Source organism: Caulobacter sp. DWR3-1-2 (assembly GCF_049896225.1).
Classification (GTDB): domain Bacteria; phylum Pseudomonadota; class Alphaproteobacteria; order Caulobacterales; family Caulobacteraceae; genus Caulobacter.
The window spans coordinates 19,065-44,406 of the sequence record NZ_JAFCTW010000005.1; the positions used below are offsets into that span (position 1 = coordinate 19,065).

The window sequence follows — 25,342 nt, forward strand, 5'->3', positions numbered from 1 at the left end:
GTGGCGAGAGCAGGCGACCGCGCGGGCGGCGGCTCACAGGCCGCGCTCGCGGGCGACGGCAAGAGCCTTGCGGGCCTCGTCCAGGGTCAGGCCGTCGAGGATGGCCAGCAAATGCAGCGGGCCTTTCTCGGCCGCTTCTGCGGTGAGGCGCAGCTCGATGTCTTCGAGGCTCGGCCCCTGCACCGCCTGCAGCGACCGCGCCCACCGGCCGATGTGCGGCAGGAAGGCGGCGATGGCCTCGGCGGGGGTTGAATTGGGGCGGTTGGCCCAGCCTTCTCTCGCGGCGTGGGGCGGCACCAGGTGCAGCGCAACAGAGCGTTTGCGCGCCATGTCGTCGGCGGTGGCGTGCGGGGCCATCAGCGGCTTACGGTCCCGCGCCGCTGGCTGCGCGAAGAGCGAGGCTTGAACGCTCACAGACCAAAGACCCGTTGAGCGACTGTCACCACGGCGAGGCCGACCACCACCAGAACCCAGCCGGCGTCGAGGGGGAGGAAGCGAACGCCGTTCGCCTTGGGGGGATGCTTAGGGTGGGGGCGCATGGTCGGCTCCGTCGTGGTGACGAAGCGAACCTAAGTCGGGGATTTCCGACCGTCAAGCCGAGTTGCGGAATTTCCCGACTATTTTCCGACCAAACGATTCGGCGTAATGTTAGGGGGCGAGCGGGGCTTGCGCGATGGTTTGCTCTGCGCGCATGCAGAGCACTGGGGTTTCGTAACCTTCAGCGCTCTCGCACCATTTAACCAAGGCGGTTGCTCCGGCCCGATCACCAATCTGCGGGTAGGCTCCGTCAAGCAACATCATTGCGGGGATTTGAGACGGCAGCGGCTGAACCCAGCTCAGCGTGACTGACGTAGTATCGCTGCCGTCTACTCGACCGTACACCGCTGTTGGTTTGAGGTGCAGCCCGGCAAGAAGCGCTGCGCGGTCGCCCATCGCTTCGATAAGGCCATCTCTTGAGCCACGCACTTGGGCAAGTGGGTTATGGCTGCATCCGCAAAGACCAAGTGTGGCCGCGACAGCCACAAGGATGGGAAGCCTCATTAACGCCCCGCTGGATTGTACGCGATCGTAGGACGATCTCGGCGGCCGTAATCAGCCACGACCACACCGATGATCGTTAATCCGTCCTGGTCGGCCTCATCTTGGGCTTTGAGGTGGAATGGCTCTTGGAAATCAGGATGATCGCTGCGGGGCCAAAGCGCTATTCTGCCGTCTTGCTCTTGCACAAATTCCTTGAGGGTGACCTCAGTCATGCTGCCGCGCCAGCGCTCTATAACGACATGATCGCCGCTGCGAAGACCGGCTTGAGCGGGGTGCGCAACAACCACGAAGCGCCCTTGGACGTACACCCGATTCATTGAGGGCCCGCTTACCCTGTAGGCCTTGAGGTCTGCTTGCTCGTAACCCTGGACGTCGAGCGCTAAGTAGTCGTCAATGTCGTGCGCATCTCTCGCCACCGTTTCCCGCCAAACTCCTGCCTCAACATCCCCAACTACAGGAATGCGCCGGGTGACATCCCGCATCGGCGGTACGACAGGCGCGGTCATGGGTGTGTACGGAGTTGCGGAACCGAGGCGAACGACGTTCGCCTCTTTAAGAGCGGCGAGGTCGGCAGCAGCAGGATTTTCCGCACCCTCCCGTTGGCCTCGCTTAAAGTGGTCGGTGCTCGCATATCCAAGGCGCTGAGCTAATTCGCCAAGAAAATCAGCGTCGAGTTTCTTCTTCCTGCCGTTAAGGAAGTCCGTCAAGAAATCGCGAGCCTTGCCCAAGCTGACCGCTATCGGAACGGGTTGGAGGCCTGCGTGCGCCAACTCGTCGCGTATGCGCTCGCGTAGTTGCTCGGCGGGATCGGGTTGTCGGGCGGTGTCGGGCATATCGGAATTATCCGACCGAACCTGAAAAGCCGCGAGCCGGAAGTTCCCGATTGACTGCGTCGGAAATCCCCGACTATCTTCCGACCCATGGAGATTGATCTCAAGCATCACATGTTCGCCTGCGCCGCAGCATTCGCAACGGCGCGCAAAATGAAGCCTGTGACAATCTCGCGCCTCGCGGCGGGAGATTGGCGCTTCTTTGAGCGGATCGAAGGCGGAGCGTCGTTCACGGCCCGCAAGTACGATTCCATCATGTTGTGGTTTTCGGTGAACTGGCCGCCGACGACACAATGGCCGGTGGGTGTGCCGCGCCCGAGCTGTCGCGCGATTTGCCAAGAGGCCGCCTGATGCAGGTCGCCCTCCCCGTCCTCGAACCAGACGCCGCCGACGGCCAACGCCGGCCTGAGCATCACCGTCGGGCCGCCGTCGTCACGTGTTTCGCCGCGCCATCGCATCGCCTGTCTCCCGGCCCCGTCAAGGGCGACGGCAACGTGGCCGCGCCAGGTGATGGCGTCACCCGGAATCCTCAACGCTCAATTCCGGAGGCCCGCCGATGAGCCGCGCCAGTATCGGTTACAAACCCCGGCGCCCCGGCTCGCTGGAGGACGTGCTGTCGACGGCCTTTGCCCAAGCCGGCGGCGTCAAGGCCGTGGCCGATGTGCTGCCGGGCCGCACGTCCAAGCGTCTGTACGAGGCGGCGGGACCCGACGCCGAGCCCAGCCACGAAACCCGGCTGTTCTACGATGAGGCGCGGTTGCTGACCCGCGCCATGGCCGGGCGGGTGACGGCCATGGCCGAGGACCTGGCCCTGTTGGCTGGCGGGGTGTTCCTGCCGCCGCTAGGCGAAGGCGGCGGCTGCGTGGGCGCCCAGGCCGGGCGGTTTGGCCGCGAGGTCGGCGAGGCCATGGCCAGTGTCTTCGAGGCTCTGGCCGATGGCACGATCACGGTGGCCGAGGCCACGGCCGCCCTACCCCAGGTGCGCGAGGCGATCGACGCCGCCGCCGAGCTGTATCGCCTGCTCGAGGCGATTATCCAGACGCCGGCGGGTGGCCAATGAGTGGCGGAACCCTGCCCAATTTCGAGGGCGGCGGCGTCGCCTTTTCGATGCGCCGAAACGACAATGACCGTCGGCCGCCCCGTCGGGTGCTGACCGCATTCCTTATGGGCGATCCGCGCCCCGACCGCCTGGAGCGCGCCGAGGCCCTGCGCCTGAGCTGGCCGCGCGTGACGAACTATGGCCCGGCGATCCGGTCGGGAGGCGGCCGTGATTGAGCGCGCCTCGCCCAGCTACACGCCCAGCCGCAAGTGGGGTGGGGTGTCGGCACGCGAGGCCGCCGACGGCCGCAATCGCTGGCGCGAGTTCTTGGGCGCGCTGGCCGTGAGCCTGACCCAGATCATCGTGCGCGACGGCGAACGCTCGCCCGTGCCGCTGGACCTGCGCCACACCCTGGCCACCTTGCGCCGGGCCGGCTTTCCGGTGGACGGCGCCACGGCCCAGGCCATGGCCGACGCCTTCGTGATCCAGTTCAACGCCCTGCTGGACGCGAGCATTCCGCGCCGCCGGGTCGCCATCGCCATTGGCGTGCAAGGCAGCATCGAGTCGCTGGAACGGTTGATCGATGATCAGCAGGCCGACGGCGCGCGCGCCTGGCGACATCGCTCGGGCGGAGACGCCTGAGCCATGCGCGGGGGCGACGATCATTTCAAGATCACCACGGTCTGGGACGCCGGTTCCGGCCGACATCAGCGCGTGCAGATCGCCGCCTGCGGCAAGTGCCCGCACACCTGCGCGGTGCATGACCCGGCCCATCGGCCGACGCCCGCCAGCGTGATGGCGTCCAAGTTTCGCGGCAAGGGCTGGCACATAGCCGCCCGGCCCGCCGGCCACCTGTGCCCGCGCTGCAATGGCCCCAAGCCCAGGGCTGACGCCGCCGTTGGCGCGCCCAAGCCCGCTCTTTCGCCAGCCCAGAAGCGCGCCGCTTTCTGCCGGATCGCCGGGGTTAAGCCGGCCGCGCCCAAGTCCGCCGTTTCCAATCCTCCATCCGAAGAGGCCGTCATGCCGCCCAACATCCCGCCGGTCGCCGGCCGCTCCCCGTTGGCGGTCGTTAAGCCAGCACCGGTTGCCGCCGATCCTCCGCGCCAGCCAACCCGCGAGGATCGGCGCAAGATCATGGAAGCGTTGGACGGCGAGTATCTGGTCGATCGCGGCTGCTATGCCAAGGCCGGCAGCGACAAGGCCCTGGCCGAACGCCTCAGTGTGCCGCGCGCCTGGGTGGCCGAGGAGCGCGACCGCGCCTATGGCCCCGACGCCTGTGAAACCGACGGCGAAATCTGGGACGCGCTGAAGGCGCTGGAGTCGCGGGCGCGGTTTCTGGCCGACGAAGGCCTGGCCCTGGCTGAGCGGGCCGAGGCGGTGGAGCGCGAGGCCGCGCAGCTGCGCGCCAAGCTGAGCGCGCGGGTGTCGGCATGAGGGCTTACAGCCCCCGTTTCACGCCGCAACAGGACGCGGCCTTGATCAAGGCCTATGTCGAAGACGACATGACGTCGGTCGAGATCGCGGCGGCCTGGAAGGTCGAACGCCGCACGATCTCCCGCAAGGTCACCCGCTTGGGTCTCTGGGCGCGGTTGACGCCTGAACAGCAGGCGCGGCGATCGACCGACAAGACGCGCGACATGGCCGCCAAGGGTTTGCTGGCGCGCGCCGAACTGGGCCAGTTTATCTGGACTGCCGAGCGCCTGGCCGTGTTGCGGCGCCTTTACGTCGACGAGTTGGCCAGCGCGAGCACCATCGCTCGGGCCGTCGGCGCCCGGCCTCATGACGTGTCGCGCAAGGCGCATCAGCTGGGGCTGGCCGCGCTGAGACCGGCCGGCGTGCGCCAGGCCGAGCGCTCGGCCGCCCAGGGCCTCGGCCGGCAGTCAAGGCGGGAGAGGCGCGAGGAGCGGGCGGGGCAGGTGATATCGGATGCCGACCTGATCGCCGAGGCCGTGGCCGCCGGCCGGGTCACGCGCCTGCCCAGTGGGCACGCGGCCGGCATCACCCGATGGGAGCGCCTTCTCAGCACCGCCCCGCCGCCCCGGCCCGACGCCCAGGCCCTCGACCGCGCCCGCAAGGCCGGCGTCGCGGCCCATGCCCGGCGCATGGCCTTGGCTGGGGCCTCGGCGTGATCACCATTCTCCACGGAGACAGTCGCGTCGTGCTTCAAGGGCTGGCTGACGAGTCGATAGACGGCTGTGTCAGCGACGCCCCCTATGCCCTGGTGTCGATCAACAAGCGTTTCGGCTCGCCCAACGCCGCGCCCGCCACTAGCGGCGGCGCGAGCGGCGTCTATCGGCGCGCTTCGGCGGGCTTCATGGGCCAGGGCTGGGACACGGGCGAGACGGCCCATGACCCGGCGTTCTGGGCCGAGGTGTGGCGCGTGCTCAAGCCCGGCGGGCATATCATCGTCGCCGCCGGTACGCGGACCTATCACCGCCTGGCGGTGGCCATTGAGGACGCCGGATTCGAGATCCGGGATATGCTCACCTGGCTGTACGGCACCGGCTTTCCCAAGTCGCACAACCACGACATCGACGGCGAAAAGTGGGGGACGGGCCTTAAGCCCGCCTGCGAGCCGTGGGTGCTGGCCCGCAAGCCGTTGATCGGGTCGGTGGCGGAGAACATCGCTCGCTATGGCGTGGGGGCGCTGAACATCGACCGGTGCCGGGTAGGCAGTGGCCCGCGCGCTCTAATGGTGCGCGCGGAGACGGTCACGCTCGCAAACTCCATGTCGGGGAAACCGACCGGGTCAACGTCATCCGGGGCGATGACAAGCCTAGGCCGATGGCCGGCCAATGTCGTGCACGACGGTTCGGCCCAAGTGGTGGCCGCGTTCCCTCAAGCCGGTGGTCAGCGCGGCGACCTGAAGGCCACCGGGCGGGCCAAGCCGAGCAAGCACGCCTATGGCGACATGGCCCCGCCGGCCCCTCACACGGCGCGGGGCGATTCGGGCTCGGCGGCCCGGTTCTTCTACTGCGCCAAGGCGACCAAGGCTGACCGCTGCGGATCGAAGCACCCGACCGTCAAGCCCATCAAACTTATGCAGTGGTTCTGCCGCATGATCATCCCGCCCGGCGGCGTGGTGCTCGATCCGTTCGCCGGTTCGGGCACGACCGGCGCGGCGGCCTATCGCGATGGCTTCAGCGCCATCCTGATCGAGCGCGAGGCACGCTTCGTGCTCGACATCGAACGCCGCATGGCCATCGAGCAGCAGCCCAAGCGGGTGGCGGCATGAGCGACGCCGCCTGTATCTGGGCCGACGAGGAGTGGCCGATACCGGACGCGCCCAAGCGGCTAGACCCAACGTCGGGCTCGATCCTGGCCAAGCTGGCCGCGATCTCCGATGACGACGATTGCGCCTGGATGACCGTGCCTGACCTGGCCAAGCGCGTGAAGTGCAGCGAGCGGACGGTGCAGACCCGTCTGCTGGCCTTGCGCGGGGTTGAGACCGATCAAGAGCGGAAGGCCCGTGAGGCGGCCGGAAAGCCTGCGCCAGCGGTGTATCTACGTTTGACCGAGCGCACGTACCGACGCGGGACGCGCGACGTGCCGATCTATGAGTTGATGGTCGATTACGACGTCGTGGCGAAGGTGCTTGCTCGCCGCAAGGATGGGCGCCGGGAGCGAGCAGAAGTCGCGGCTCGCCCTGCCAAAAAGGCCCGTTCTATGGGTGCAACTGTTTGCACCCATAGCGGCGAAGCCGATGACGCGGTTTGCACCCGTATGGGTGCAACTGTTTGCACCCCCAATGAGAGCCATACGAGGACAGGGTTCGCTAACGCTCACCCTGTGGGCGCGCGATCGCCTGAAGGCGAGGCGAAGGCGGTGCTGGCGGCCTGCCCGACCGGGCTGTTGGTCCGCACCAGTGTTCGCGAGATCGAGGCCGCCATCCGGAGCGAGGTAAAACGCGGCGTCGATCTGGCCGCCATCGCCCCGGCCTGGGCCGCCTATCTCGCCACGCCCAAGGCTTGGGGCGCGAGCGGTGACGCCATGGCCCCGCACAACCTGATCAGCTCCGGGCGCTGGGAAACCTTCGTCGGTAAGGCCAGCGCCGCCAAGGGCTTGGCGAGGGCGCGAACGGCGTTCGCCTGCGCCAAGGTCCGTGCCGCCGTGATGGCCGCCAAAGGCGAGGGCTGGGTGGTCAGCTGGCTAGATCCGTGTGGCTGGGACGAGGCGACGAGGGTGATCGATCCCCGGTTCAAGGAGCGCGGCAAGAAGCTGCGATCCGAGGCGGGCGACGTGTTGAAGACTTTGGGCGTGCGAGTGGAAGGGCAAGGCTGATGGGCGCGATGTTGAAGACGGAAGTGGTGGTGTCGAGCGCGCAGGAAGTGACCCCGGCGCGGCGCTGGCGCGTGGTGCAGGCCAAGCCGCATGGCGAGCGCGAGGCCAAACGGAACCTGGTGCAGCAGGGCTTCGAGGTCTATCTGCCCATGGCCTTGAGCGAAGACCCGGCCACCCCTCGGCGGCCTAAGCGCCGCATCATCCGGGCCTTCCTGCCCGGCATCCTGTTCGTGCGCTTCGAGCCGACCCTCGACCAGTGGCGGTCGATCAGTTCCACGGTCGGTGTCCGCTCGGTCATGATGATCGGCGACAAGCCGGTGTCGGTGCCCGATCGTCAGGTGCAATCGATCGCTGACCGTGAGGAGGCGGGCTTCATCCGCATCGCCACACGCGCCTCGGTCAAGGCCAATTGGAAGCAAGGCCAAGCGCTGCGCCTCGTCGGCACGACCTGCGACATTGACGTGGTGTTCGAGGAATTGCTTGACGAGAATCGGGCGGTGATATTCGTAGAGCTTCTGGGCCGCTGGTCCCGACAAGTCGTCACTCCGCTCCTCTTGAAGTGAGCAGGAGTGCGGTAGCCGTTCTAGGCCTCCTCACAATCTGACACCGCAAGCCCGCCCGGTTCACGCCGCGGCGGGCTCTGCACATCGGGAGCGACGATGGCCAAGCGCCCCGCCACCTTCCGACCCGGCAACGCGCGACCGCTCGCCGAGCGCAACCAGCAGGCCGACGCCCGTCGCGGCTCGGCCTCGTCTCGCGGCTACAACGCCCGATGGGGCAAGGCCCGCCAGACCCACCTCGACCGCTCACCGCTCTGCCGATGGCACGAGCATGACGGCGTCATCGTCGCCGCCCGCGTCGTTGACCACTGGATACCGCACGACGGCGACAGCGCCGTGTTCTGGAACACCAGCCGCTGGGTCTCGCTCTGCGTTGAGTGCCACTCAGGCCGCAAGCAATCCCTCGAACGCCTCGGCCTGGACGCCCTGGTCACCATGGGCCGCCGCCTCGGCCTCGACCTCTGACCGACCCCAAGGGGTGGGGGGGGGGTCTAAAGTTGGCCGCCTCATCGGAGAAGACCGGCGGGGTAAAGACAAAGTTTTCGCCGCGTTATTTTTCGCCAGATGTTTTTTTAGGGAGGGTCCGATGGGTCGTCGTCCTGATCCTCCCGAGCTGCAGGCCGCCAAGGGAAACCCCGGCAAGCGCACCGGCAAGATGAAGGCTCGCGCCGTCGAGGCGGAGCGCATCGCTGAGCTGCTGTCGTCGGCGCCGTCGTCGGACGTCATGAGCCCGCCGGTTCTGTCCGATCCGATGTTCGCCCCGGCCCTGGTCGTGTGGCGCGAACTGGCGCCCGAGCTGCATAAGACGCACCGCCTGCCGAAGGAGAGCCGGCTGATCTTCGTGCAGCTGTGCGTCTACATGGCCGAGTGGCTGGGCGCCGAGGTCGATATCGCCGAGCACGGCTATACCCAGCGGGTCAAGACCGTGGCCGGCGGCTACATGGAGCGCAAGCGGCCGGTAGTTGACCGTCGCGAGCGGGCCTTCGACAACGTCATGCGGCTGTCCGAAGAATTCGGCCTGACGCCTCACGACCTCTACGCGCTGTTCAAAGATCAGGCCGTCGCGGTGCAGACGAACCCCGGCCTGTTCGATGGCCAGGACGGTGTGCGCGCGAACGCCGTTCGCGACCGCGCGCCCGTCGAGACCGCCCCGACCGTGGTCGGCTCTGCCGCTCGCCTGCGATCCACGCCGCCCGCCAGCCTGCCGAACTGACATGGCCGTGCCGCGTGGCGAGGCCTCGGCCGCCGCCATGGCGACCGCGCATCCCGAGGGCCTGCATCCGCTGCCGGAATGGCTGCGCGCGATCGAGGACGACGAGACCTATCAGTGGGCGGTTCTGGCCTGGCATCGCGCGGCGGCCGTGCCCGGCGCGTGGTTCGACCACCAGCTGGCGGATGGCATCGTTGCCGAATGGGCGACCTGGGCCACGCTGACCACCGACCGGTTCGCCGGCATCGAGTTCAAGCTGCTGCCGTGGCAGGAAATCATCGTCCGCCTGCTGGTCGGATGGATGGCTCCTACCGAGGTTCTAGACCCTCGGACCCACAAGCCGACCGTCGAGCACGTCCGCATCTTCCGCCGCCTGGTGCTGTGGGTTCCGCGCAAGAACGGGAAGACCGAGTTCCTGGCCGCGCTCACCCTGCTGTTCTTCACCCTAGATGGTCTGGTCGGTGGCGAGGGCTACGTCTTTGCCCGCGACGAGGGCCAGGCCCGCATCGTTTTCGACAAGATGAAAACGATGATCGCCAACAGCGACGACCTGAAGTCGCAGGCGATCTCGTACAAGAAGTCGATCTGGTTCAAGGAGCTGCGCGCCGCGATCAACCTGCTGAGCGGCGCCGAGGACGGCAAGCACGGCAAAGGCCCGACCGTCATCGTCGGCGACGAAATCCACGAATGGAAGTCGCTGGAGATCAGCAACCACCTTCGCCAGGGCACTGGCGGCCGACTCCAGCCGATCGAGTTGTACGCGTCCACGACCGGCAAGAAGTCCAACAAGGTCGGCATGCAGGTCTGGGAGGAAAGCCGGGCCATCCTGGAAGGCCGGATATCCGACCCGGCCACCTTGGTCGTGATCTTCGCCGCGCCGGCCAATGCCGACTTCCGCGACGAGAAGGTCTGGCGTCTGGCCAATCCTTCGCTGGGCCTCTCGCCCACCCTGCAGTACCTGCGCCGCGAGGCGGCCCTGGCGGTCGATAACCCGCGCCAGGAAGCCTACTTCCGGTGCTTCCACCTCAACCAGTGGATCGACGCTCATGTCCGGTGGCTGAACCTAAACAAGTGGGACGCCTGTACGGACGACGCGCTGTCGTGGAAGACGGACGCTGAACGGCTAAGGGGCCGCCGCTGCTGGGGCGCCTTCGACATCTCTTCGACTAAGGATGTCACAGCGTTGGTGTGGCTTTTCGAGCCGACCGAAGAGGACCCGAAATGGCGGCTCGTGTCGCGGTTCTGGGTTCCTGCGGACACCATGGCCGAACGGGTGAAAAACGACCGTGTCGACTATGACAAGTATGTCGCCGAGGGCGCAATGGAGACGACTCCGGGCGACTTCGTCGATCAGAACTATGTGCTGCGGGCTGTGCTTGAAGGCCTAGAAATGTTCGAGGTTCTTGGCCTCGGGTATGATCCGTGGAATGCGACCAAGCTGATCAGCGATTTGCAGGACCCAGGCGGCGTAGACCCGGCCCTGCTAATCAAGATGCGCCAGGGCGTCCAGACGCTAGGCGAGCCCAGCAAGCACTTCGAGCGTCTGGTCTACTCGGGGCAGCTCGACCACGGCGGTCATCCAGTTCAGCGATGGATGGCAGGCAATGCCGTCGTGAGGTTCGACGAAAACCTCAACTTCATGCCGGCCAAGAAGAAATCCAGCGAGAAAATCGACGGCATCGTCGCCGACGTCATGGTCGTTGGCTTGGCCTTCGCGAACGAAACCACTGCCCCCTCTGTCTACGAAGAGCGCGGCCTGTTGCTGGTCTGAGGAGGACGGATGGCCGTGTCTGGCTACCACCCACTAGTGCTGAGCGCGCCCGAGCCTGGGGCGGCGAACGCCGTTCGCGCCTCGGGTGGCGGAACAGTAGGCTGGGCCGGCATGACGCTGGATGATCCTCGCCTTATCGCATTCATGCGCGAAGGCGGCTTGACGTCGTCGGGCGTGGCCGTGAACACGCGAACTGCCTTGCGCAATCCCACAATGTTTCGGGCAGTGAGCCTCATCTCGAACAGCATCGGGATGTTGCCTTTCCAACTAATCCGGGAGGCCGACAAGGCCAAGGCCACCGACCACCCGCTTTATCGGGTCCTGCACCGAGAGCCGAACAACTGGCAAACCGCCTTCGATTTCCGATCGCACATGCAGCTAATGGCCTTGCTGCACAAGAATGCCTACGCGCTCATCATTCGCTCGCGCGACGTCCGACTGCGCAAGGACGTCATCAAGCGCCTCGTGCCGCTCAACCCGCTGTGGATGACCGTCACCCAAAACGATGACTGGTCGCTGCGCTATCATTACCAGCCGCCCAAGGGCGGCGGCGTGATCTATGCGCCCGAGGAAATCTTCCACCTTCGTGGTCTTTCCTTGGACGGCATCAACGGTATCAGCCTTGTCGAGCAAGCGGCAGAAGCCATCGGTACGGCTCTCGCCGCTGAGCGAGCACTTGGCCGCCTCTATCAGAACGGCGCCTTCGTCGGCAACATTCTGCGCCATCCCGGCTCGATTTCGGCCCCTGCGTATGATCGCCTCAAGGGCAGCCTGGCTGAAAAGGAAGGCGTCGATAACGCGGGTAAGAATCTGATCCTGGAAGAGGGGATGGAATTCCTTTCAGGTGGCAGTTCTGCGCGAGACTCCCAGCACATCGAGAATCGCAAGATGCAGGTCGAGGAAATCGCCCGTGTGACAGGTGTTCCCCGCCCGCTCTTGATGGTTGACGAGACCAGCTGGGGATCGGGCATCGACGTCCTGGGCCAGTTCTTCGTTCGCTACGCGCTAGGCCCATGGTTCGAGGCCTGGCAGCAGGCAGCCGAGCGGTCACTGTTAGTTGACGGCGAGAAGGACGAACTGGCCGTGAAGTTCAATCCGGCCGCTCTGCTGCGCGGCTCGATGAAGGATCAGTCGGAATTCTTCAGCAAGGCCTTGGGCGCTGGCGGTGGCCGGGCCTGGATGCAGCAGAACGAAGTCCGCGACCTCTCGGACCTCACCGCCGACGACAACCCCATGAGCAACGAACTGGGCATGGGGATCGCCGCCAAGCCCGCCAGTGATGGAGGTCCGATTGACCCAGCCAAGCCCTAAGCCGGCTCCTGTCGCCCGGCCCGCTCAATCCCGCCCGGCGCTTCCGACCGCGTTTCCGATCGCGCCGCGCGGCATGCTGACGAAGCCCCGCGCCAAGGCTCGCCCTGGCGCGATGCCTGTGCCGGCGAGGCACGACGTCCAAGCGTTCACTAAGCCACAAGTGTTCGACAAATGGGCTCAGGACGCGGCCGGAATTCGGGCCGTCGCGGGGGGCGACAACGTCATCACCATGTTCGACGTGATCGGTCAGGATTTCTGGTCGGGTGGCGGCGTGACAGCCAAGAAGGTCGCCGCCCAGCTGCGCGCCATCGGCGACCGGCCTGTCGAGGTCCAGATGAATTCGCCTGGCGGCGATATGTTCGAGGGCATCGCAATCTACAACGTGCTGCGGGAACACCCTCAGTTGATCACAATCAAGGTCATGGGCATGGCCGCCTCAGCGGCATCCGTCATCGCGATGGCGGGCGATAGCGTCGAAATCGGCGCCGCTTCCTTCCTCATGATCCATAATTGCTGGGTCCTGGCGATGGGCAACCGCCATGACATGCGCGAGACGGCTGACTTCCTGGAGCCGTTCGACAAGGCCATGGCCGATGTCTACGCGCTGCGCTCGGAGCAGAAGACCGCCGATGTCAGCAAGTGGATGGATGCCGAAACGTTCATGTCGGGCTCGCTGGCCATCGAACGCGGCTTCGCCGATGCACTGCTGAGCGCCGATAGCATGAAGCTGGATTCGGGCACCCAATCGCGAGACCGGGAAGTCAACGAACTGCGCGCCCTGGAGCTTCAACTGGTCTGCGCTGGCGCGACCCGCAGCGAGGCGCGAGCGCGCATCAACAAGATCAAAGGCACGCCTGGCGCTGTCTTGAACCCCACCGATGGGGACACCGCCACGCCCGGCGCTGGCGACGACGACTGGTCCGGCCTCGCCGGGCTCATTGCTTCCCTCCAAGCCTAAAGGGCAAATCAAATGCAAATCCGCAATGCCAAACCGGCCATCGGGGCCGGCGTGATGGCGCACGCCTTCCCGCGCGCGATCATCGCTCAGCGCGTCCGCGCCGATGTCAACGACCCCAAGGCCATGATCGGCCAGCTTCAGGCCGCGTTCGACGCTTTCAAGGCGGCCAACGACGAGAAGTTGAAGGGCAAGGCCGACGCCGTGCTGGACGAAAAGGTCCAGAAGATCGACGCCTCCGTCGCCGATTTCCAGAAGGCTATCGACGACCTGAACATCAAGATGGCCGCCCAGCGTGCCGGCGCCGGCAGCGACCTGCGTACGCCCGAGCAGATCGAATACGCGGAGTCGTTCAACGCCCACGTCCGCCGTGGCGACATCAGCGCCGCCATGACGCGGGGCAGCGATCCGGACGGCGGCTATACGGCGCCGATCGAATGGGACCGCACCATCACCGATAAGCTGAAACTGATCTCGCCGATCCGTGACAACGCGACGGTGCAGGTGATCTCGAAGGCTGGTTTCAAGAAGCTGTTCAACGACCGCGCCGTGGGTTCGGGCTGGGTCGGTGAAACCGCCGCGCGGCCGGCCACCAGCACGCCTCAGCTGTCGGCCCTAGATTTCGTGCCGGGCGAGATCTACTCGAACGCCGCCGCTTCGCAGCAACTGCTGGACGACAGCGAAGTCGACATCGAGACCTGGCTGCAGAACGAAATCGAGACGGAGTTCGCGCGCCAGGAAGGTATCGCTTTCCTGTCGGGCGACGGCGTCAACAAGCCGTTCGGCATCCTGACCTACGTCACCGGAGCGGCCAACGCGGCCAAGCACCCCTGGGGCGCGATCGAGGTCACCAACTCGGGCGCCGCCGCCGCGCTCACCGGCGATGGTCTGCAGACCATCATCTATGATCTGCCGGCCGCGTTCGCCGCGAACGCCAAATTCTACATGAACCGGCAGACGGCTTCGAAGGCTCGCCTGCTCAAGGACGGTCAAGGCAACTACCTGTGGCAACCGTCCTTCCAGGCCGGCCAACCGGCGACCCTGTTGGGCGAGGCGATCGTCGATACGCCCGACATGCCCAACGTGGCCGCCGCCGCCGTCGCCGCGCTCTACGGCGACATGAAGGAGACCTATCTGGTCATCGACCGGATCGGCATCCGCGTGCTGCGCGACCCCTACACCAACAAGCCGTACGTGATGTTCTACGTCACCAAGCGCGTCGGTGGCGGCGTGAAGAACGTGCAGTCCATGCGCGCTCTCAAGGTCTCGGCCTAATCGGAACCGGGCCAGCCTCGCGCTGGCCCGGCTTTCCCGGACGGATATTCGTCCGTCCCGGCAAGCCGGGATCAAAAAAGGAAGCAGCCATGACCAATCGCACCACGGCCCCCGTGTCGACGGCCGACGCCCTGAAGCCCGCCACGGACACGGCGGCCTCCGGTGCACTGATCGAGCCGACCATCGCGGATCGGATCGACACCAAGCACCCCGCTGTCGACGATGAGCCTCGCAAGGGCTTGCCGGGCGGCAGCAACCGCATCGACTTCAACGACCCAACTTTGACGGGTGCCGAAGCCGTCGAGAAGGCGCTGGCCGAACAAGGCGAGGGCTAACCGTGTCCGTCGTCGTCATCACGCCGCCGGCGCCGCTGGTCAGTCTCGCGCTCGCCAAACAGCACCTGCGGATTGATGGCGGCGACGAAGACGTCCTAGTCCAGGCCTACATTGCCTCCACCACCGATCACATCGACGGGCCTGAAGGTTGGTTAGGCCGCGCCATAGGAAGTCAAACGCTGGAGTGGCGCGGCCCTGCGTTCCCGGCGAACCCTTCGTTAGCGCTGCCGCTTGGACCAGCGCGGTCGATCGTGAGCGTCAAGTATCTGGACCAAGCCGGAGTTGATCAGACTTGGCCCGACGCGAACTATCGCTTGGTAGGGGACTGTCTGACGCCAGACAGCGACGTCGTGTGGCCAAGGTACAGGGAGGAGGCGAACGCCGTTCGCGTCCAATGGGTCGCCGGCTATGAGGCGACGCCACCCGCAATCGTCGGCGCGGTTCTGCTGCTGATTGGCGAAGCCTATTCCAACCGCGAGCCGGTGCTGGACCTAACCATGTCATCGGCTGCTGGCCGCCTACTCAAGCCGTTCAAAAACTGGAGGGTTTGACGTGAAAGCCGGTGATCTGGATCGACGCATCACGCTTCAGCCTCGCGTACTGACCAAAGACCCCTTTAACGCTGACGTCGAGACCTGGCCCGATTTGACGACGGTCTGGGCCAGCTACGAGCCCGTCAAGGACGGTGAGAGGTTTCGGGCCAATGAAACCGCCGCGACGATCACCGCGCGCTTCCAAATTCGCTGGTCTGGCCTGGTTGCCAGCCTGAGCCCCGCCGACCGCCTGAACTTTGACAACCGTTCCTTCGACATCGTCGCCGTCAAGGAAATCGGTCGGCGCGAGGGGCTGGAGATCAGCGCCACGGCGCGGGCGGAGCGGGCGGCGTGAAGGTGTCGTTCAAGGTCGAGGCGGAAGGGTTTCGCGATCTCGACAACGCCCTGGGCGAACTGCCCAAGGCGACCGCCAAGAACGCGATGCGTCGCGCGGCTGTCGAAGCGCTTAAGCCCATGGCTCAAGACTATGCCACCCGGCTGGAGTCGGTCGGCGCGGTGCTGAGCGGCACGCTGCGCGACAGCGCCATGGCCGGGACCAAACTGTCACGACGCCAGGCGGCGCTCAATCGCAACGCCGAGGGGAAGTCCTACGTCGAGGCCTACATGGGTCCCGGCGCCTTGGCCCAGGCCACGCAGGACGAATTCGGCAACGCTCACCAGGCCCCGCGCCCGACGCTACGACAGACCTGGGACGCCGGGTGGCGCGACCTGCTGGAGCGTGTGCGTGTCGCGCTCGCCGCACAGATAGAAAAGGCCGTCACCCGCATCGCCCGCAAGGCCGCGCGCGACGCCGCCAAGCTCAAGGGATAGGCGATGGAAGAAACCCTCATCGCCTATCTGCTGGCGAGCCCCTCCCTGGTCGCGCTGATCGGCGATCGGCTGACCCCGGGCGTTCGCACCCAGGGCGCGCTGTTGCCCGCCCTGGTCTTCAACCTGGTCAGCGACCTGCCGGACTATTCCAACAGCGGGCCGACGGGGCTGACCCAGGCCCGCATCCAGCTCGACGCCTATGGCGCGACCTATGCCCAGGCCAAGGCCGTGGCGCGCGCCGCGAACGCCCGGCTGTCGGGCTGGCGTCGCGCCGTCGGCGGCTGGGCCATCCATGGCGTGTTTCAGCAGAACGCCCACGACACCTTCACCAACGATGCGCCCGAGAAAATCCACGGCGTATCGACCGACTTCATCGTCTGGGCCAACGCGGCCTAACCCCCTCAGAACCGGAGAACCACCATGGCCGCCACCGCCGCGATGATCGGCTACAACACCACGTTCGCCATCGACGACATTCCGACCTCGGGCGGCTATGTCGAGGTGGCGGAGGTCACCAACCTCAGTCCGCCGTCCGACAGCATCGCGATCGTCGACGCCACCCACAACAAGAGCCCCAACGCGACCAAGGAATATATCATCGGGCTCAATGACCCCGGCGATTGCAAGTTCAACATCAACTTCGTGCCCGGCGGCGTGGGCGACGCCAAGATTCAGGCCGTGCGGACCGCCCGCAAGAAAGTCAGTTGCCGGATCACCTGGCCCAACGGCGTGTCCTGGACGTTCGAGGGCATCCTGACCGGCTACGCGCCGACCGCCCCGACCGAAGACAAGATGACCGCCGAGGTCACGTTCAAGGCGACCGGCGCCTATCTCACCGTTCCGGCCGCCGTGGTGGCCAACTCGGTCCTGCCGGCCGTCAGCGGCGCGGCCCAGGTCGGCCAGACCCTGCGCGCCCTGGTGGGCGTCTGGAGCGGCCCGGCCGTCTTCACCTTCCAATGGAAGAAGGCGGGCGCGAACATTGCCGGCGCCACAAACGAAACCTACATCCCGGTGGGCGGCGATGTCGGCGCGGCGATCACCGTGGCTGTCACCGCCACCAACGCGGCCGGCGCGGCGAGCGCGACCAGCGCCGCTACCGCCAATGTGATCGCCTAGCATGGACGCGGTCAAACGACCGGCCCGCGTCAGCACGCCCGCCAACGGCGTGCTGACGTTCGAGGCCGATGGCCAGACCTGGCGGCTGTGCGCCTCGGTCAACGCGCTGTGCGAGTTGGAAGCCCTGGTGCCCGACGCCGAACAGGTGGCGCTGCTGATGTCGGGCGGACAGGCTAACATCACCACCATCCGCGCCGGGTTCTGCGCCTTCCTGCGCGACAACCACCCGGACCTGACCCAGGCCGACGCCGGCCTGCTGCTGGATCACTTCGGTCTGTCGGCTGCTGGTTCCAAGCTAGCCCAGGCGCTGCTGATCGCCTTTCCCACGGCTGACCCCGCCCGCCCTCCGAAGGCGGCGCGGAAGACGGCCTAGGCTGGGATTGGGACACCCTCTTCGCCCAATGGGTCGAGGCGGACCTCGATCCGGACAGCTTCTGGCGCCAGACTCCGCGTCGCCTGGAAATCGTGTTCACGGCCATCGGCCGGCGTCGCGACCGCGAGCACGACGGCCGCGCCTGGCAAGCCTGGCATACGGCGGTCATCCCCTACATCAAACCCGTGCCCGAGCTGGCGGACCTGATGTCCAAGTCCAGCGGCGGCGGCCCCAAGGTCCAGACGATGGCTGAGCAGATCTCTCACGCCATGGCCTGGACGGCGGCCATCCAAGCCCAGCCCTGATCTAAGGAGTTCCCATGGGAATGAGCGCAGTGATCGGCGCCCTGCGCGTCGTTCTGGGCATGGATACCGCTCAGTTTGAGGCGGGCGCCGAGAAGGGCCGGAAGGCCGCGTCGGGCCTGCAAAACGCCCTGGGCGGGTTTTCCGCCAAGTTCGCGGCGGTGGCCTCGGGCGCCGCGATCGGCACGGCGGCCGTGGCGGCATTCAGCACCGGTATGAAGCTGGCGGCCGAGGCGGCTCAGTATGCCGATGACATCGCCGCTCAGTCCTACAAGCTGGGCGTGTCGGCCGAGTATCTGCAGAAGTTCAACTACGCCGCCGAGGCCTCCGACGTTCCCTTGGAGGCGGCTGGAGACGCTTTACTGGGCTTGTCGGCGGCGATCGGCGCTCTGCAAACGAGGGTTGGTGACGGAAAGCTTCGCAAGGCTATGGAGGCCTTGGGTATCACACAGGCGCAGATTCAAAGCTTCCGATCGGCCGAGGATGCGCTGCCGGTCCTGGCTGATAAGATCAGCAAGCTAGGCACTGTGACCGAGCAGCTGCAGTTCGCGAAGAAATTCGGCATCGAGGCCTTGCTGCCGATGATGAAGGAAGGCGCGGCGGGAATCCAAGGCTTGATGAACAGGGCCGAGGGTCTTGGCTTTGTATTGAGCAACGGCGTCATCGGGCGGCTTGCTGATATGAACGAGCGCCTTCGGGTTGCCGACGAACAGGCCAGGGCGGCGGGGCGCGGCCTTGGCGCCAGCTTCACGCCCGCGCTGGTGGCCATGAAGGAAGCCGCTGTCGATGGCATTAAGTGGCTCGATCATTTGATCGACCGCTTCAACAAGCTGGGCGACCGGTCCACGGCGACCCTGGAAAAGCAGATCAGCGAGAAGCGCGAAAAGCTTCGACAGCAGGTCATTCACGGCGCTGGCGACAGCGGGATGGCTGACTATCTGCGCGGCGAAATTTCTCAGCTTGAAGAGGCGATGCGCAACAACAACCGCGCCGCCATGCGCCGGAAGACTGCGGAGAGGGCGGCGGCTGCGCCCGCCGGCGCAGTGGGTGACTATGGTGGTGGCGGCGGCAGTGGATCGGCGAAGAGCGCTTCCGCGCCGTCGGCTTCCGATTTGGCTGCCGCCCGCGCCAAAGCCGACGGCCGCGTAGCTGGCCCAAGCCCCGAGGAGATGTGGGGCACGGCCGATTGGGTGAGCAACCTCGATCCGATCAAGACGGTTAGTGTCGAGGACGTGGTTCCCCTGAAGGAGATCAAGGCGGGCGTCACGGAGTCGGTATCCGACGGCGGCCTGGCGGGCCATCTCGACGCGCTGACACGGGCGAAAACCCAGCTCGCCGAGGGCTTCCAATATGCCATTGGCGGCGGCCTCTACGCGGCCATCCACGGCGGCGGCAAGGGCCTGATGCAGTGGCTGGCGTCGCAGTTTGAACAGAGCTTCGTCGAGGGTGTCGGCAAGGCCCTGGGGAACGTCCTGGCCAACGCCGGCAGCAGCGGCAAGGGCGGTTGGCTTTCGTCCATCGCCTCGGCCGCCGCGACGGTGTTCGGCGTCGGTCAGAACGCCAACGGCACCACCAACTGGCGGGGCGGGCTCACCTTGGTGGGTGAGCGCGGCGCCGAACTGCTGAACGTGCCTCGCGGCTCGCAGATCACGCCCGCTCACGCCCTGAGCGGCCTGGGTTCGGGCCAGGCGAAGGTCGCGCTGTCGGTGACCCCCTCGCGCTATTTCGACGTGGCGGTGCAGAGCGCTGCCCAGCCGATGGTCGAGCAATACAGCCTGGCCGCCGCCGAGGGCGGGGCCACCTTGGCGGAGACCAACATGGCCACGCGTCGACGCACCACCCTTGGCTCGGGTCGCCGTTGATGGCCGTGACCCTTCCCGACACGCCCAGCTGGGCCTCGGCGAATCCGGCCCTGCTCGACTTCGGCGCGGTGCTGGAGCCTGGCCTGGGTGGACCAAGCCAGTATGTGGGCCGCCTCGGGGACCGATACGAAATTGCGGTGCAGATGCCGCCCATGGAAGCCGAAGTGGCGCGGGTGTTTATCTCGCGCCTGACCCAGGCCAAGAAATCGTCGCTGCTGATGCCGTTTCCACAAGCCGGCGTTACGATCGGCGCCGAGGGCGCGCCTCGCGTCAATGGTGCTGGCCAGGCCGGCACGGTGCTGGCGATCGACGGCCTGCCTCCCGCCAAGGCCGTGAAAGAGGGATGGTTCTTCTCGGTCGTCGTGGCCGGGCGGCGCTACGTCCACCAGATCACCACTGACGCGGTGGCCAACGGCGGCGGCGCGGTCACGCTGTCTATCGAGCCCATGCTCCGCGTCTCGCCGACCGACAACGCCGTGGTCGAGCTGGCGCAGCCGATGCTCGAAGGCTTCGTTCAGAGCGACGGCCTGCCGTGGTCGATCGACGTCGCCACCCACGTCGGCCTTTCCTTCACCGTTCGAGAAACCGAGTAGCCCCCTATGACCTTGTCATCGGCCTTCACCGCCGACCTTCAACGGTCGTCGGTCGTGATGTTCTGCGCCATTCAGATCGACCTGCCCAGCGGGCCGGTGCGCAATCTGGACGGGGCCGGCTTCGTGTCGTTCACCGTCGATGGCGCGACGGCCACCTTCACCGGGCGCGACGCCGTGTTCGGTGTGATGGGCGGCATTACCGAGATCACCGACGGTATCGCCACCGAAGCCCCTGCCGCTTCCCTAAACTTGTTGCCGAAGACCAATGCGGCCATGGCGGCTCTGGCTGCGCCGGCGGCGCAGCGCTCGCGAATCCGTATCTGGGTCGGCAGCGTCGACCGCGCGACCGGCGCCGTGATCGACGTGGATCTCTGGTACGACGGCGACACCAGCGTGCCGACCCAGGGGGTGGGCAAGAACAGCCGCGTGCTGTCGATGACCACCAACTCGGCGCTGATGAAGTTCCTGGAGCCCGACGAGGGCGCGCGCTTGAACGACGGCTGGCTACAATCGGCCTTCCCCGGCAAACGCGGTTTGCAGTTCATCACCAGCGTCGAACAGACCGACGCCTGGGGTTCGGACGCGCCGCGCTCGCCGATTGTCTACGTGCCGACGATCAGCACGCGCCTGCCGGTGAACTTGCGATGAGCGTCCCTGACTACGTGCTGCGCGTTACTGCGACACAGGCCACGCTCGATCGGTTCCTGGGCAAGACCTATAAGCTATCGACCGTCGATTGCGGGCGCATGCTTGGTCTGCATCTGCGCAAGCTTGGTCGCAAAGTCGAGGTTCCGAAGATCGGCGCCTATTCCACCTATCCCGGCGCGCTCAAATGGCTGAAGCAACGCAACTGCGACAGCCTTGAAGCCTATCTGGACGCCCTTGGCCTCCTGCGCATCTCGCCAGCCTCGGCTTTGGTGGGCGATATTCTCACCCTGGGAAGCTCCGAGTTGCTTTCAGCTCCGGTGATCTATGTCGGAGATGGGCGCTACCTCGGCTTTCATGAAGACAGCGCCTGCTGCGAACTGTTGAAGCCGACCGAGTTTGCTCTCGCGTGGAGGGCTGTCTGATGTCGAAGGCCCTGCGGAAGTGGGCAAAATTCGTCGTCCCCATCCTAAGCAAAAAGGTTCTGGCTGCGTCCGTCTTAACGGCGGCGGCGGTGTTGACCGGCAACCCCGCGCTCATCCAGGCGGCCTTTTCAGCGGACGCCGCTCTGGTTGCAAACAGCCTTACGCCCAAGCAAAAGATCACGTCCACCGGCCAGGAGACATCGTGGAAGGCCGATGCGCGCGCGGGCATCCCCTACGCGGTCGGCCGCTGCGCCATCGCTGGCAACCAGGTGTTTCAGCGCTCGGCCGGTGGCAGCAACAAGTTCAAGAATTTCGTCACGGTCTACACCGGCGCCGGCCCGATCGACGCGATCGAGAGCTATCTGGTCAATGACGTGGCCACCTCGTTCACCGCCGACAGCGGCGAGGGCGCGACCGGCTACTACCAGAACCGCATGTGGCTGAAGACGCAGCTCGGGGCCACCACTGCGCCCTATCTGCACTGGAGCGCGACCGGCTCCAAGGACACTCCGGCCAACCATGGCGGCATGCCCAGCGAGTGGGGCGCCTCCCAGGAATTGCCCGGCTTCGCCGCCAGCCTGTGGGCTCTGGAATGGGATACGGCCAAGTACTCGGCCGGCGTTCCGGGACCCAAGATGGTGGCGCGCTGGGTCAAGGTCTATGACCCGCGCAAAGACAGCACATATCCGGGCGGCTCTGGTTCGCATCGCTATGCCGACCCGTCGAGCAAGGCCGCCCACTTGGCCGCCCAGGCCACTTGGGAATGGAGCGCCAACCCATACCTGCATGGGCTTATGTGGTGCCTGGGCCGCTGGACGGGTGACCCGGCGCGGAGCGACCTGCCGCTGGTCAAGAGCCATGGCCTGGGCGCGCCGCTGTCGATGGTCGAGGTAGCCAATTTCGTCGACGCCGCCAACATCGCCCAGGCCAATGGCTGGACCCTGGGCGGCCAGGTCAGCAGCACCGATGACAAGTGGGAGGTTCTGAAGGCGTTCCTGGAGGCCGGGGGCGGGGAGCCGATTCTGCTGGGCCACAAGATCGGCTGCATGATCAATGCGCCGAAGATCAGCCTGGCGACGATCCGCAAGGCCGACGTCATCGGCGATGTCAGCGTCGCGGCCACCACGGCGATCGAAGACCGGATCAACACCATCTGGCCCTCCTACACCGAGGAGACGCTGAACTGGTCTGTCGTGCCGTTCGACGAGCCGGTGCAGGTGGGGGCCTATCTGGCGCCGGACAAAGGCTCGCGGTCGATCGAGATGCCTTTGCCCCTGGTGCAAAGCCCGGTGCAGGTGGCGCAACTCGCCCGCTACCGGATCGAAGACAGCCGCGAACTGACGCCGATCGTCATCCCGGCCAAACCGTGGACCATGTGGCTGCGCCCCGGCGATTGCTTTACCGCCGACGAGCCGGAGTGGGGCCTGAACGCGCGCAAGCTGCTGATCCTCCAGCGCAAGCGCGACCCGGCCACCATGACGGTGACCTTCATCTGCCGGACCGAAACCGACGGCAAACACGCCTTCGCCCTGGGCCAGACCGCGACGGCGCCCGACACGCCGGCACTGACCGGGCTGGATGGCAACATCGTTCCGCCGCCGGCGAGCGGAGCCTGGGCTATCGTCGGGGGCCAGACGGCAGGCCCTGACGGCGCCCTGCCGGGCATCGTCATCCAGGGCGAGGCCGAGTTGTATGACGCCGTGACGGTGGTCGTGGATTACCGCGAGGTGATCTCGGCCGGCGTCTATGGCGCATGGCAATCGCAGTCGTTCCCCGCGTCCTCGAAAACCATAGTGGTCACCGGGGTCAAGCCCGGCGCACGCTACCAGGTCCGCCTGCGCTACATCACCGCCAAGGGGGTCGAGAACCCCGGCGGCAACACCGGCCTCGGCGAGGTGACCGTTGGCGGCGTGGACGCTGGAACCCTGAGCGGTCGCGCCTATGGCGAGATCGTCGCCGATGCCTCGGCGGGTGTTAGTGGAGCCGTCGCTAGCGCGCAGGCTGACGCAACGGCGGCGCTGGCCAACATCGCCGCCGAGATCACCCGAGCGACGGGCACGGAAGGCGCGCTGACCGCGAGCCTGGCAAGCCTCACCTCAACGGTCGGAACGAACAAGAGCAGCGCTGACGCGTCCATCCTCGTCCTGACCAATGCCGACATCAGTCTGGCGGCCAGCCTCACATCGCTGACCAGCACAGTCGGCGCGAACAAGGCTTTGGCCGACTCCTCGATCGCCACCCTGAGCAGCGCCGATACGGCCATCGCTGCACGGACTAACCTGCTGGAAGCGACGGCCCGATTCGCGCCTAATATCCTGCCAAATCCAACCCTTGCCATTGCTGGCGCCAGTGCGTTGCTAGCCGAAGGTTGGACCCTGGCCGGCGGTTTCCGGCGCATGGATCTTACCGGGGCCGGAGAGGGATTCGGGGCGGATCTGTACTTTCCGAACACCGTCGTCACGACGGCCTCCGGGGTCAGTGACTTCTTTCCGCTGGATGGTGCCACGCCTGTATCCCTGGCGGGGCGACGATTGTTAGGGGGGGGAGCGTTTGGCTCCGGCTACATCGAAGCCTTCATCAAGTGCTACGACGCGGCTGGCCTGTTCAAGGGCAACATCTGTTTTGACATACCGTGGAACAACGGGCTGGGCAGCGGGACGGCGCTGGGCTGGCAAGATTTCCGCACTACGCTTCAGACAGCGCCCGCCGGGACCGCGAAGGCGCGGGTGCAATTTGACGTCTCTAATGTGGGCGGGGCTGGCTACAAGGAGGTGGTCTACCGGACGTTCAAGGTCTCGACCAATCCCAGCGCCAGCTATACCGACGACGCCACCGCCACCGGTCTTGGCGATCGGCTTGTAACGGCCACCGCGCGGATTGCGACCGAAGAAGTCACCCGGGCGGCAGATGACACCGCCCTTTCGGCCTCGCTGACCACACTGACGGCGACCGTAGGGACAAACACGGCGAACATCAGCGCGAACCTGGTCACCCAAGCCAGCGGGGACGCCGCGCTGGCGGCGAGCATCACGAGCCTGACGGCGACTGTTGGGACAAACACCGCGGCGATTTCAGCAGAGAGCGCAACCAGGGCGACAAATGACGCCGCCTTAGGTGTTCTGATCACCAACCTAACGGCAACGGTGGGCAGCAACACCGCTGCGATTAGTAGCAACTTTACCACCCTGGTCGGCGTCGACGCTGCATTGGCGGCAAGCATCACCTCGCTGACCTCGACGGTGAGCGGCAACACGGGCGCGATCTCATCGGAAGCGGCCACGCGAGCCACGGATGATGCAGCGCTGGCCTCGTCGATCACCAGCCTCACGGCGACGGTAGGGGGGCACACGGCCTCCATCACCAGTCAAGCCACGGTCCTCTCCGACCTGTCCGGTAAACTCGTCGCCTATGCAAAATTCACGGCGGCGGCCGGGTCGTCAGAAGCCTACATCGAGATGGTCGCGGCGTCGGATCTGAGCCTGCTTAACCTGCGCGCCAAGACCATTCAGCTTGGCGGCGTCAGCGGCCCGGTGATTACCGTTGAAGGCGGTGTGGCGCGGATCTCTAACGCCGTGATCGGCGGAGCGCAGATCGAGAACCTCACTGTGGGTCCGCTCAAGCTCGCACCCGGCGCGGTGCAGGTGAGCCGGCGGTACAGGGCTTGTCCAGGTGGTGATCTCAGCCCCACGGAAACGACCCACAATCTGGCCTCGGCGAATACAACAATGGTTGCGCTCGATCAAACGTTCAGTGGCGGCGAGTTGTTGATTGAGGTCCAACTTCAAGGGAATTCCCAGTCGACCACGTTTATTGATGCCGGAATTTATTACGACGGCGTGTTGATCAAGCGGTTTGCCAAGGTCTTCAATACTATCAGTAAATGGACGCGCGTCAGCTACCGTCATACCCCAACAGCCGGCTCTCACATCTATCGTCTCGACCTGATCCAGGTAAACGCGACCGCCTCTGTCGGCGAACGGCTTCTCGACATCACTGAACTTAATGGCGGTTACGCGGTCAACACTTCGGGCGGTTCTGGGTGACGCCAGGCTTC

The 25,342-nt window shown here is 65.9% G+C and carries 31 protein-coding genes; 27 read left to right on the forward strand and 4 right to left on the reverse strand.

Annotation, left to right across the window (positions count from 1 at the left end):
- Nucleotides 1-33 precede the first annotated feature (33 nt).
- The 4 genes from ACP696_RS08675 to ACP696_RS08690 form a co-directional block, all read right to left on the reverse strand.
- Nucleotides 34-357, reverse strand: a complete 324-nt coding sequence (locus ACP696_RS08675; protein WP_426043677.1) for a hypothetical protein — start codon at nucleotides 355-357, stop codon at nucleotides 34-36.
- 53 nt (nucleotides 358-410) lie between these two features.
- The gene (locus ACP696_RS08680; RefSeq protein WP_426043678.1) at nucleotides 411-539 is read right to left on the reverse strand and encodes a hypothetical protein; all 129 of its coding nucleotides are present in this window, start codon (nucleotides 537-539) and stop codon (nucleotides 411-413) included.
- Between the two features lie 501 nt (nucleotides 540-1,040).
- Nucleotides 1,041-1,874 carry a LexA family protein gene (locus ACP696_RS08685; protein WP_426043679.1) on the reverse strand — a complete coding sequence of 278 codons (834 nt, stop codon included), beginning with the start codon at nucleotides 1,872-1,874 and terminating at the stop codon, nucleotides 1,041-1,043.
- A gap of 107 nt (nucleotides 1,875-1,981) precedes the next feature.
- Nucleotides 1,982-2,329 carry a hypothetical protein gene (locus tag ACP696_RS08690; protein ID WP_426043680.1) on the reverse strand — a complete coding sequence of 116 codons (348 nt, stop codon included), beginning with the start codon at nucleotides 2,327-2,329 and terminating at the stop codon, nucleotides 1,982-1,984.
- 98 nt (nucleotides 2,330-2,427) lie between these two features.
- Between ACP696_RS08690 and ACP696_RS08695 the strand changes: the two genes are divergently transcribed.
- From ACP696_RS08695 to ACP696_RS08825, 27 genes are all read left to right on the forward strand, one after another.
- Nucleotides 2,428-2,931: a hypothetical protein gene (locus ACP696_RS08695; RefSeq protein WP_426043681.1), complete on the forward strand. Its 504-nt coding sequence runs from the start codon at nucleotides 2,428-2,430 to the stop codon at nucleotides 2,929-2,931.
- On the forward strand, nucleotides 2,928-3,146 hold the full coding sequence (locus ACP696_RS08700) for a hypothetical protein (protein ID WP_426043682.1): 219 nt from the start codon (nucleotides 2,928-2,930) through the stop codon (nucleotides 3,144-3,146). The genes ACP696_RS08695 and ACP696_RS08700 overlap by 4 nt, the downstream gene beginning before the upstream one ends.
- Nucleotides 3,139-3,552 carry a hypothetical protein gene (locus ACP696_RS08705; RefSeq protein ID WP_426043683.1) on the forward strand — a complete coding sequence of 138 codons (414 nt, stop codon included), beginning with the start codon at nucleotides 3,139-3,141 and terminating at the stop codon, nucleotides 3,550-3,552. Before ACP696_RS08700 ends, ACP696_RS08705 begins: the two co-directional genes overlap by 8 nt.
- Nucleotides 3,553-3,555: 3 nt before the next feature.
- Nucleotides 3,556-4,344: a hypothetical protein gene (locus tag ACP696_RS08710; protein ID WP_426043684.1), complete on the forward strand. Its 789-nt coding sequence runs from the start codon at nucleotides 3,556-3,558 to the stop codon at nucleotides 4,342-4,344.
- A complete protein-coding gene (locus ACP696_RS08715) occupies nucleotides 4,341-5,039 on the forward strand; it encodes a hypothetical protein (RefSeq protein ID WP_426043685.1) in 699 nt (232 codons plus the stop codon). Before ACP696_RS08710 ends, ACP696_RS08715 begins: the two co-directional genes overlap by 4 nt.
- The gene (locus ACP696_RS08720; RefSeq protein WP_426043686.1) at nucleotides 5,036-6,145 is read left to right on the forward strand and encodes a DNA-methyltransferase; all 1,110 of its coding nucleotides are present in this window, start codon (nucleotides 5,036-5,038) and stop codon (nucleotides 6,143-6,145) included. The genes ACP696_RS08715 and ACP696_RS08720 overlap by 4 nt, the downstream gene beginning before the upstream one ends.
- Nucleotides 6,142-7,191: a hypothetical protein gene (locus ACP696_RS08725; RefSeq protein WP_426043687.1), complete on the forward strand. Its 1,050-nt coding sequence runs from the start codon at nucleotides 6,142-6,144 to the stop codon at nucleotides 7,189-7,191. Before ACP696_RS08720 ends, ACP696_RS08725 begins: the two co-directional genes overlap by 4 nt.
- On the forward strand, nucleotides 7,191-7,754 hold the full coding sequence (locus ACP696_RS08730) for a transcription termination/antitermination NusG family protein (protein WP_426043688.1): 564 nt from the start codon (nucleotides 7,191-7,193) through the stop codon (nucleotides 7,752-7,754). Before ACP696_RS08725 ends, ACP696_RS08730 begins: the two co-directional genes overlap by 1 nt.
- Before the next feature lie 96 nt (nucleotides 7,755-7,850).
- Nucleotides 7,851-8,216 (forward strand): hypothetical protein, encoded by a 366-nt coding sequence (locus ACP696_RS08735; RefSeq protein ID WP_426043689.1) that lies wholly within the window; start codon nucleotides 7,851-7,853, stop codon nucleotides 8,214-8,216.
- A 121-nt stretch (nucleotides 8,217-8,337) separates the two neighbouring features.
- Nucleotides 8,338-8,964, forward strand: coding sequence for a P27 family phage terminase small subunit (locus ACP696_RS08740; protein WP_426043690.1), 627 nt, complete (start codon nucleotides 8,338-8,340; stop codon nucleotides 8,962-8,964).
- A gap of 1 nt (nucleotide 8,965) precedes the next feature.
- Nucleotides 8,966-10,732: a terminase large subunit gene (locus ACP696_RS08745; RefSeq protein ID WP_426043691.1), complete on the forward strand. Its 1,767-nt coding sequence runs from the start codon at nucleotides 8,966-8,968 to the stop codon at nucleotides 10,730-10,732.
- A 9-nt stretch (nucleotides 10,733-10,741) separates the two neighbouring features.
- Nucleotides 10,742-12,043, forward strand: a complete 1,302-nt coding sequence (locus ACP696_RS08750; RefSeq protein WP_426043692.1) for a phage portal protein — start codon at nucleotides 10,742-10,744, stop codon at nucleotides 12,041-12,043.
- On the forward strand, nucleotides 12,024-13,001 hold the full coding sequence (locus ACP696_RS08755; RefSeq protein WP_426043693.1) for a head maturation protease, ClpP-related: 978 nt from the start codon (nucleotides 12,024-12,026) through the stop codon (nucleotides 12,999-13,001). The genes ACP696_RS08750 and ACP696_RS08755 overlap by 20 nt, the downstream gene beginning before the upstream one ends.
- A gap of 12 nt (nucleotides 13,002-13,013) precedes the next feature.
- On the forward strand, nucleotides 13,014-14,273 hold the full coding sequence (locus tag ACP696_RS08760; protein WP_426043694.1) for a phage major capsid protein: 1,260 nt from the start codon (nucleotides 13,014-13,016) through the stop codon (nucleotides 14,271-14,273).
- An 89-nt stretch (nucleotides 14,274-14,362) separates the two neighbouring features.
- Complete coding sequence (locus ACP696_RS08765; RefSeq protein ID WP_426043695.1) at nucleotides 14,363-14,608, forward strand: hypothetical protein; 246 nt, start codon at nucleotides 14,363-14,365, stop codon at nucleotides 14,606-14,608.
- Nucleotides 14,609-14,610: 2 nt separating this feature from the next.
- Nucleotides 14,611-15,159, forward strand: coding sequence for a head-tail connector protein (locus tag ACP696_RS08770; RefSeq protein WP_426043696.1), 549 nt, complete (start codon nucleotides 14,611-14,613; stop codon nucleotides 15,157-15,159).
- A 1-nt stretch (nucleotide 15,160) separates the two neighbouring features.
- The gene (locus ACP696_RS08775; RefSeq protein WP_426043697.1) at nucleotides 15,161-15,496 is read left to right on the forward strand and encodes a phage head closure protein; all 336 of its coding nucleotides are present in this window, start codon (nucleotides 15,161-15,163) and stop codon (nucleotides 15,494-15,496) included.
- Nucleotides 15,493-15,972, forward strand: coding sequence for a hypothetical protein (locus ACP696_RS08780; protein ID WP_426043698.1), 480 nt, complete (start codon nucleotides 15,493-15,495; stop codon nucleotides 15,970-15,972). Before ACP696_RS08775 ends, ACP696_RS08780 begins: the two co-directional genes overlap by 4 nt.
- A gap of 3 nt (nucleotides 15,973-15,975) precedes the next feature.
- On the forward strand, nucleotides 15,976-16,368 hold the full coding sequence (gene gp17 / locus ACP696_RS08785; protein ID WP_426043699.1) for a tail completion protein gp17: 393 nt from the start codon (nucleotides 15,976-15,978) through the stop codon (nucleotides 16,366-16,368).
- Nucleotides 16,369-16,392: 24 nt separating this feature from the next.
- Nucleotides 16,393-17,088 carry a phage tail tube protein gene (locus tag ACP696_RS08790; protein ID WP_426043700.1) on the forward strand — a complete coding sequence of 232 codons (696 nt, stop codon included), beginning with the start codon at nucleotides 16,393-16,395 and terminating at the stop codon, nucleotides 17,086-17,088.
- Nucleotide 17,089: 1 nt separating this feature from the next.
- Nucleotides 17,090-17,461, forward strand: a complete 372-nt coding sequence (locus tag ACP696_RS08795; protein ID WP_426043701.1) for a hypothetical protein — start codon at nucleotides 17,090-17,092, stop codon at nucleotides 17,459-17,461.
- A gap of 92 nt (nucleotides 17,462-17,553) precedes the next feature.
- Complete coding sequence (locus ACP696_RS08800) at nucleotides 17,554-17,766, forward strand: hypothetical protein (protein ID WP_426043702.1); 213 nt, start codon at nucleotides 17,554-17,556, stop codon at nucleotides 17,764-17,766.
- Between the two features lie 20 nt (nucleotides 17,767-17,786).
- Nucleotides 17,787-19,625 (forward strand): hypothetical protein, encoded by a 1,839-nt coding sequence (locus ACP696_RS08805; RefSeq protein ID WP_426043703.1) that lies wholly within the window; start codon nucleotides 17,787-17,789, stop codon nucleotides 19,623-19,625.
- On the forward strand, nucleotides 19,625-20,218 hold the full coding sequence (locus ACP696_RS08810; RefSeq protein WP_426043704.1) for a hypothetical protein: 594 nt from the start codon (nucleotides 19,625-19,627) through the stop codon (nucleotides 20,216-20,218). The genes ACP696_RS08805 and ACP696_RS08810 overlap by 1 nt, the downstream gene beginning before the upstream one ends.
- A 6-nt stretch (nucleotides 20,219-20,224) precedes the next feature.
- On the forward strand, nucleotides 20,225-20,866 hold the full coding sequence (locus ACP696_RS08815) for a hypothetical protein (protein WP_426043705.1): 642 nt from the start codon (nucleotides 20,225-20,227) through the stop codon (nucleotides 20,864-20,866).
- The gene (locus ACP696_RS08820; RefSeq protein WP_426043706.1) at nucleotides 20,863-21,288 is read left to right on the forward strand and encodes a DUF6950 family protein; all 426 of its coding nucleotides are present in this window, start codon (nucleotides 20,863-20,865) and stop codon (nucleotides 21,286-21,288) included. Before ACP696_RS08815 ends, ACP696_RS08820 begins: the two co-directional genes overlap by 4 nt.
- Entirely contained in the window at nucleotides 21,288-25,331 is a 4,044-nt protein-coding gene (locus tag ACP696_RS08825) for a hypothetical protein (protein ID WP_426043707.1), read from the forward strand. The genes ACP696_RS08820 and ACP696_RS08825 overlap by 1 nt, the downstream gene beginning before the upstream one ends.
- Nucleotides 25,332-25,342: the final 11 nt, after the last annotated feature.

Excerpts from the sequence above, each read along its gene's own strand:
- ACP696_RS08675 (WP_426043677.1), bottom strand. The coding sequence starts at position 357 with ATGGCCCCGCACGCCACCGCCGACGACATGGCGCGCAAACGCTCTGTT.
- ACP696_RS08680 (WP_426043678.1), bottom strand. The coding sequence starts at position 539 with ATGCGCCCCCACCCTAAGCATCCCCCCAAGGCGAACGGCGTTCGCTTC.
- ACP696_RS08685 (WP_426043679.1), bottom strand. The coding sequence starts at position 1,874 with ATGCCCGACACCGCCCGACAACCCGATCCCGCCGAGCAACTACGCGAG.
- ACP696_RS08690 (WP_426043680.1), bottom strand. The coding sequence starts at position 2,329 with ATGCGATGGCGCGGCGAAACACGTGACGACGGCGGCCCGACGGTGATG.
- ACP696_RS08695 (WP_426043681.1), top strand. The coding sequence starts at position 2,428 with ATGAGCCGCGCCAGTATCGGTTACAAACCCCGGCGCCCCGGCTCGCTG.
- ACP696_RS08700 (WP_426043682.1), top strand. The coding sequence starts at position 2,928 with ATGAGTGGCGGAACCCTGCCCAATTTCGAGGGCGGCGGCGTCGCCTTT.
- ACP696_RS08710 (WP_426043684.1), top strand. The coding sequence starts at position 3,556 with ATGCGCGGGGGCGACGATCATTTCAAGATCACCACGGTCTGGGACGCC.
- ACP696_RS08715 (WP_426043685.1), top strand. The coding sequence starts at position 4,341 with ATGAGGGCTTACAGCCCCCGTTTCACGCCGCAACAGGACGCGGCCTTG.
- ACP696_RS08725 (WP_426043687.1), top strand. The coding sequence starts at position 6,142 with ATGAGCGACGCCGCCTGTATCTGGGCCGACGAGGAGTGGCCGATACCG.
- ACP696_RS08730 (WP_426043688.1), top strand. The coding sequence starts at position 7,191 with ATGGGCGCGATGTTGAAGACGGAAGTGGTGGTGTCGAGCGCGCAGGAA.
- ACP696_RS08735 (WP_426043689.1), top strand. The coding sequence starts at position 7,851 with ATGGCCAAGCGCCCCGCCACCTTCCGACCCGGCAACGCGCGACCGCTC.
- ACP696_RS08740 (WP_426043690.1), top strand. The coding sequence starts at position 8,338 with ATGGGTCGTCGTCCTGATCCTCCCGAGCTGCAGGCCGCCAAGGGAAAC.
- ACP696_RS08745 (WP_426043691.1), top strand. The coding sequence starts at position 8,966 with ATGGCCGTGCCGCGTGGCGAGGCCTCGGCCGCCGCCATGGCGACCGCG.
- ACP696_RS08750 (WP_426043692.1), top strand. The coding sequence starts at position 10,742 with ATGGCCGTGTCTGGCTACCACCCACTAGTGCTGAGCGCGCCCGAGCCT.
- ACP696_RS08760 (WP_426043694.1), top strand. The coding sequence starts at position 13,014 with ATGCAAATCCGCAATGCCAAACCGGCCATCGGGGCCGGCGTGATGGCG.
- ACP696_RS08765 (WP_426043695.1), top strand. The coding sequence starts at position 14,363 with ATGACCAATCGCACCACGGCCCCCGTGTCGACGGCCGACGCCCTGAAG.
- gp17 (WP_426043699.1), top strand. The coding sequence starts at position 15,976 with ATGGAAGAAACCCTCATCGCCTATCTGCTGGCGAGCCCCTCCCTGGTC.
- ACP696_RS08790 (WP_426043700.1), top strand. The coding sequence starts at position 16,393 with ATGGCCGCCACCGCCGCGATGATCGGCTACAACACCACGTTCGCCATC.
- ACP696_RS08795 (WP_426043701.1), top strand. The coding sequence starts at position 17,090 with ATGGACGCGGTCAAACGACCGGCCCGCGTCAGCACGCCCGCCAACGGC.
- ACP696_RS08805 (WP_426043703.1), top strand. The coding sequence starts at position 17,787 with ATGAGCGCAGTGATCGGCGCCCTGCGCGTCGTTCTGGGCATGGATACC.
- ACP696_RS08810 (WP_426043704.1), top strand. The coding sequence starts at position 19,625 with ATGGCCGTGACCCTTCCCGACACGCCCAGCTGGGCCTCGGCGAATCCG.
- ACP696_RS08815 (WP_426043705.1), top strand. The coding sequence starts at position 20,225 with ATGACCTTGTCATCGGCCTTCACCGCCGACCTTCAACGGTCGTCGGTC.
- ACP696_RS08820 (WP_426043706.1), top strand. The coding sequence starts at position 20,863 with ATGAGCGTCCCTGACTACGTGCTGCGCGTTACTGCGACACAGGCCACG.
- ACP696_RS08825 (WP_426043707.1), top strand. The coding sequence starts at position 21,288 with ATGTCGAAGGCCCTGCGGAAGTGGGCAAAATTCGTCGTCCCCATCCTA.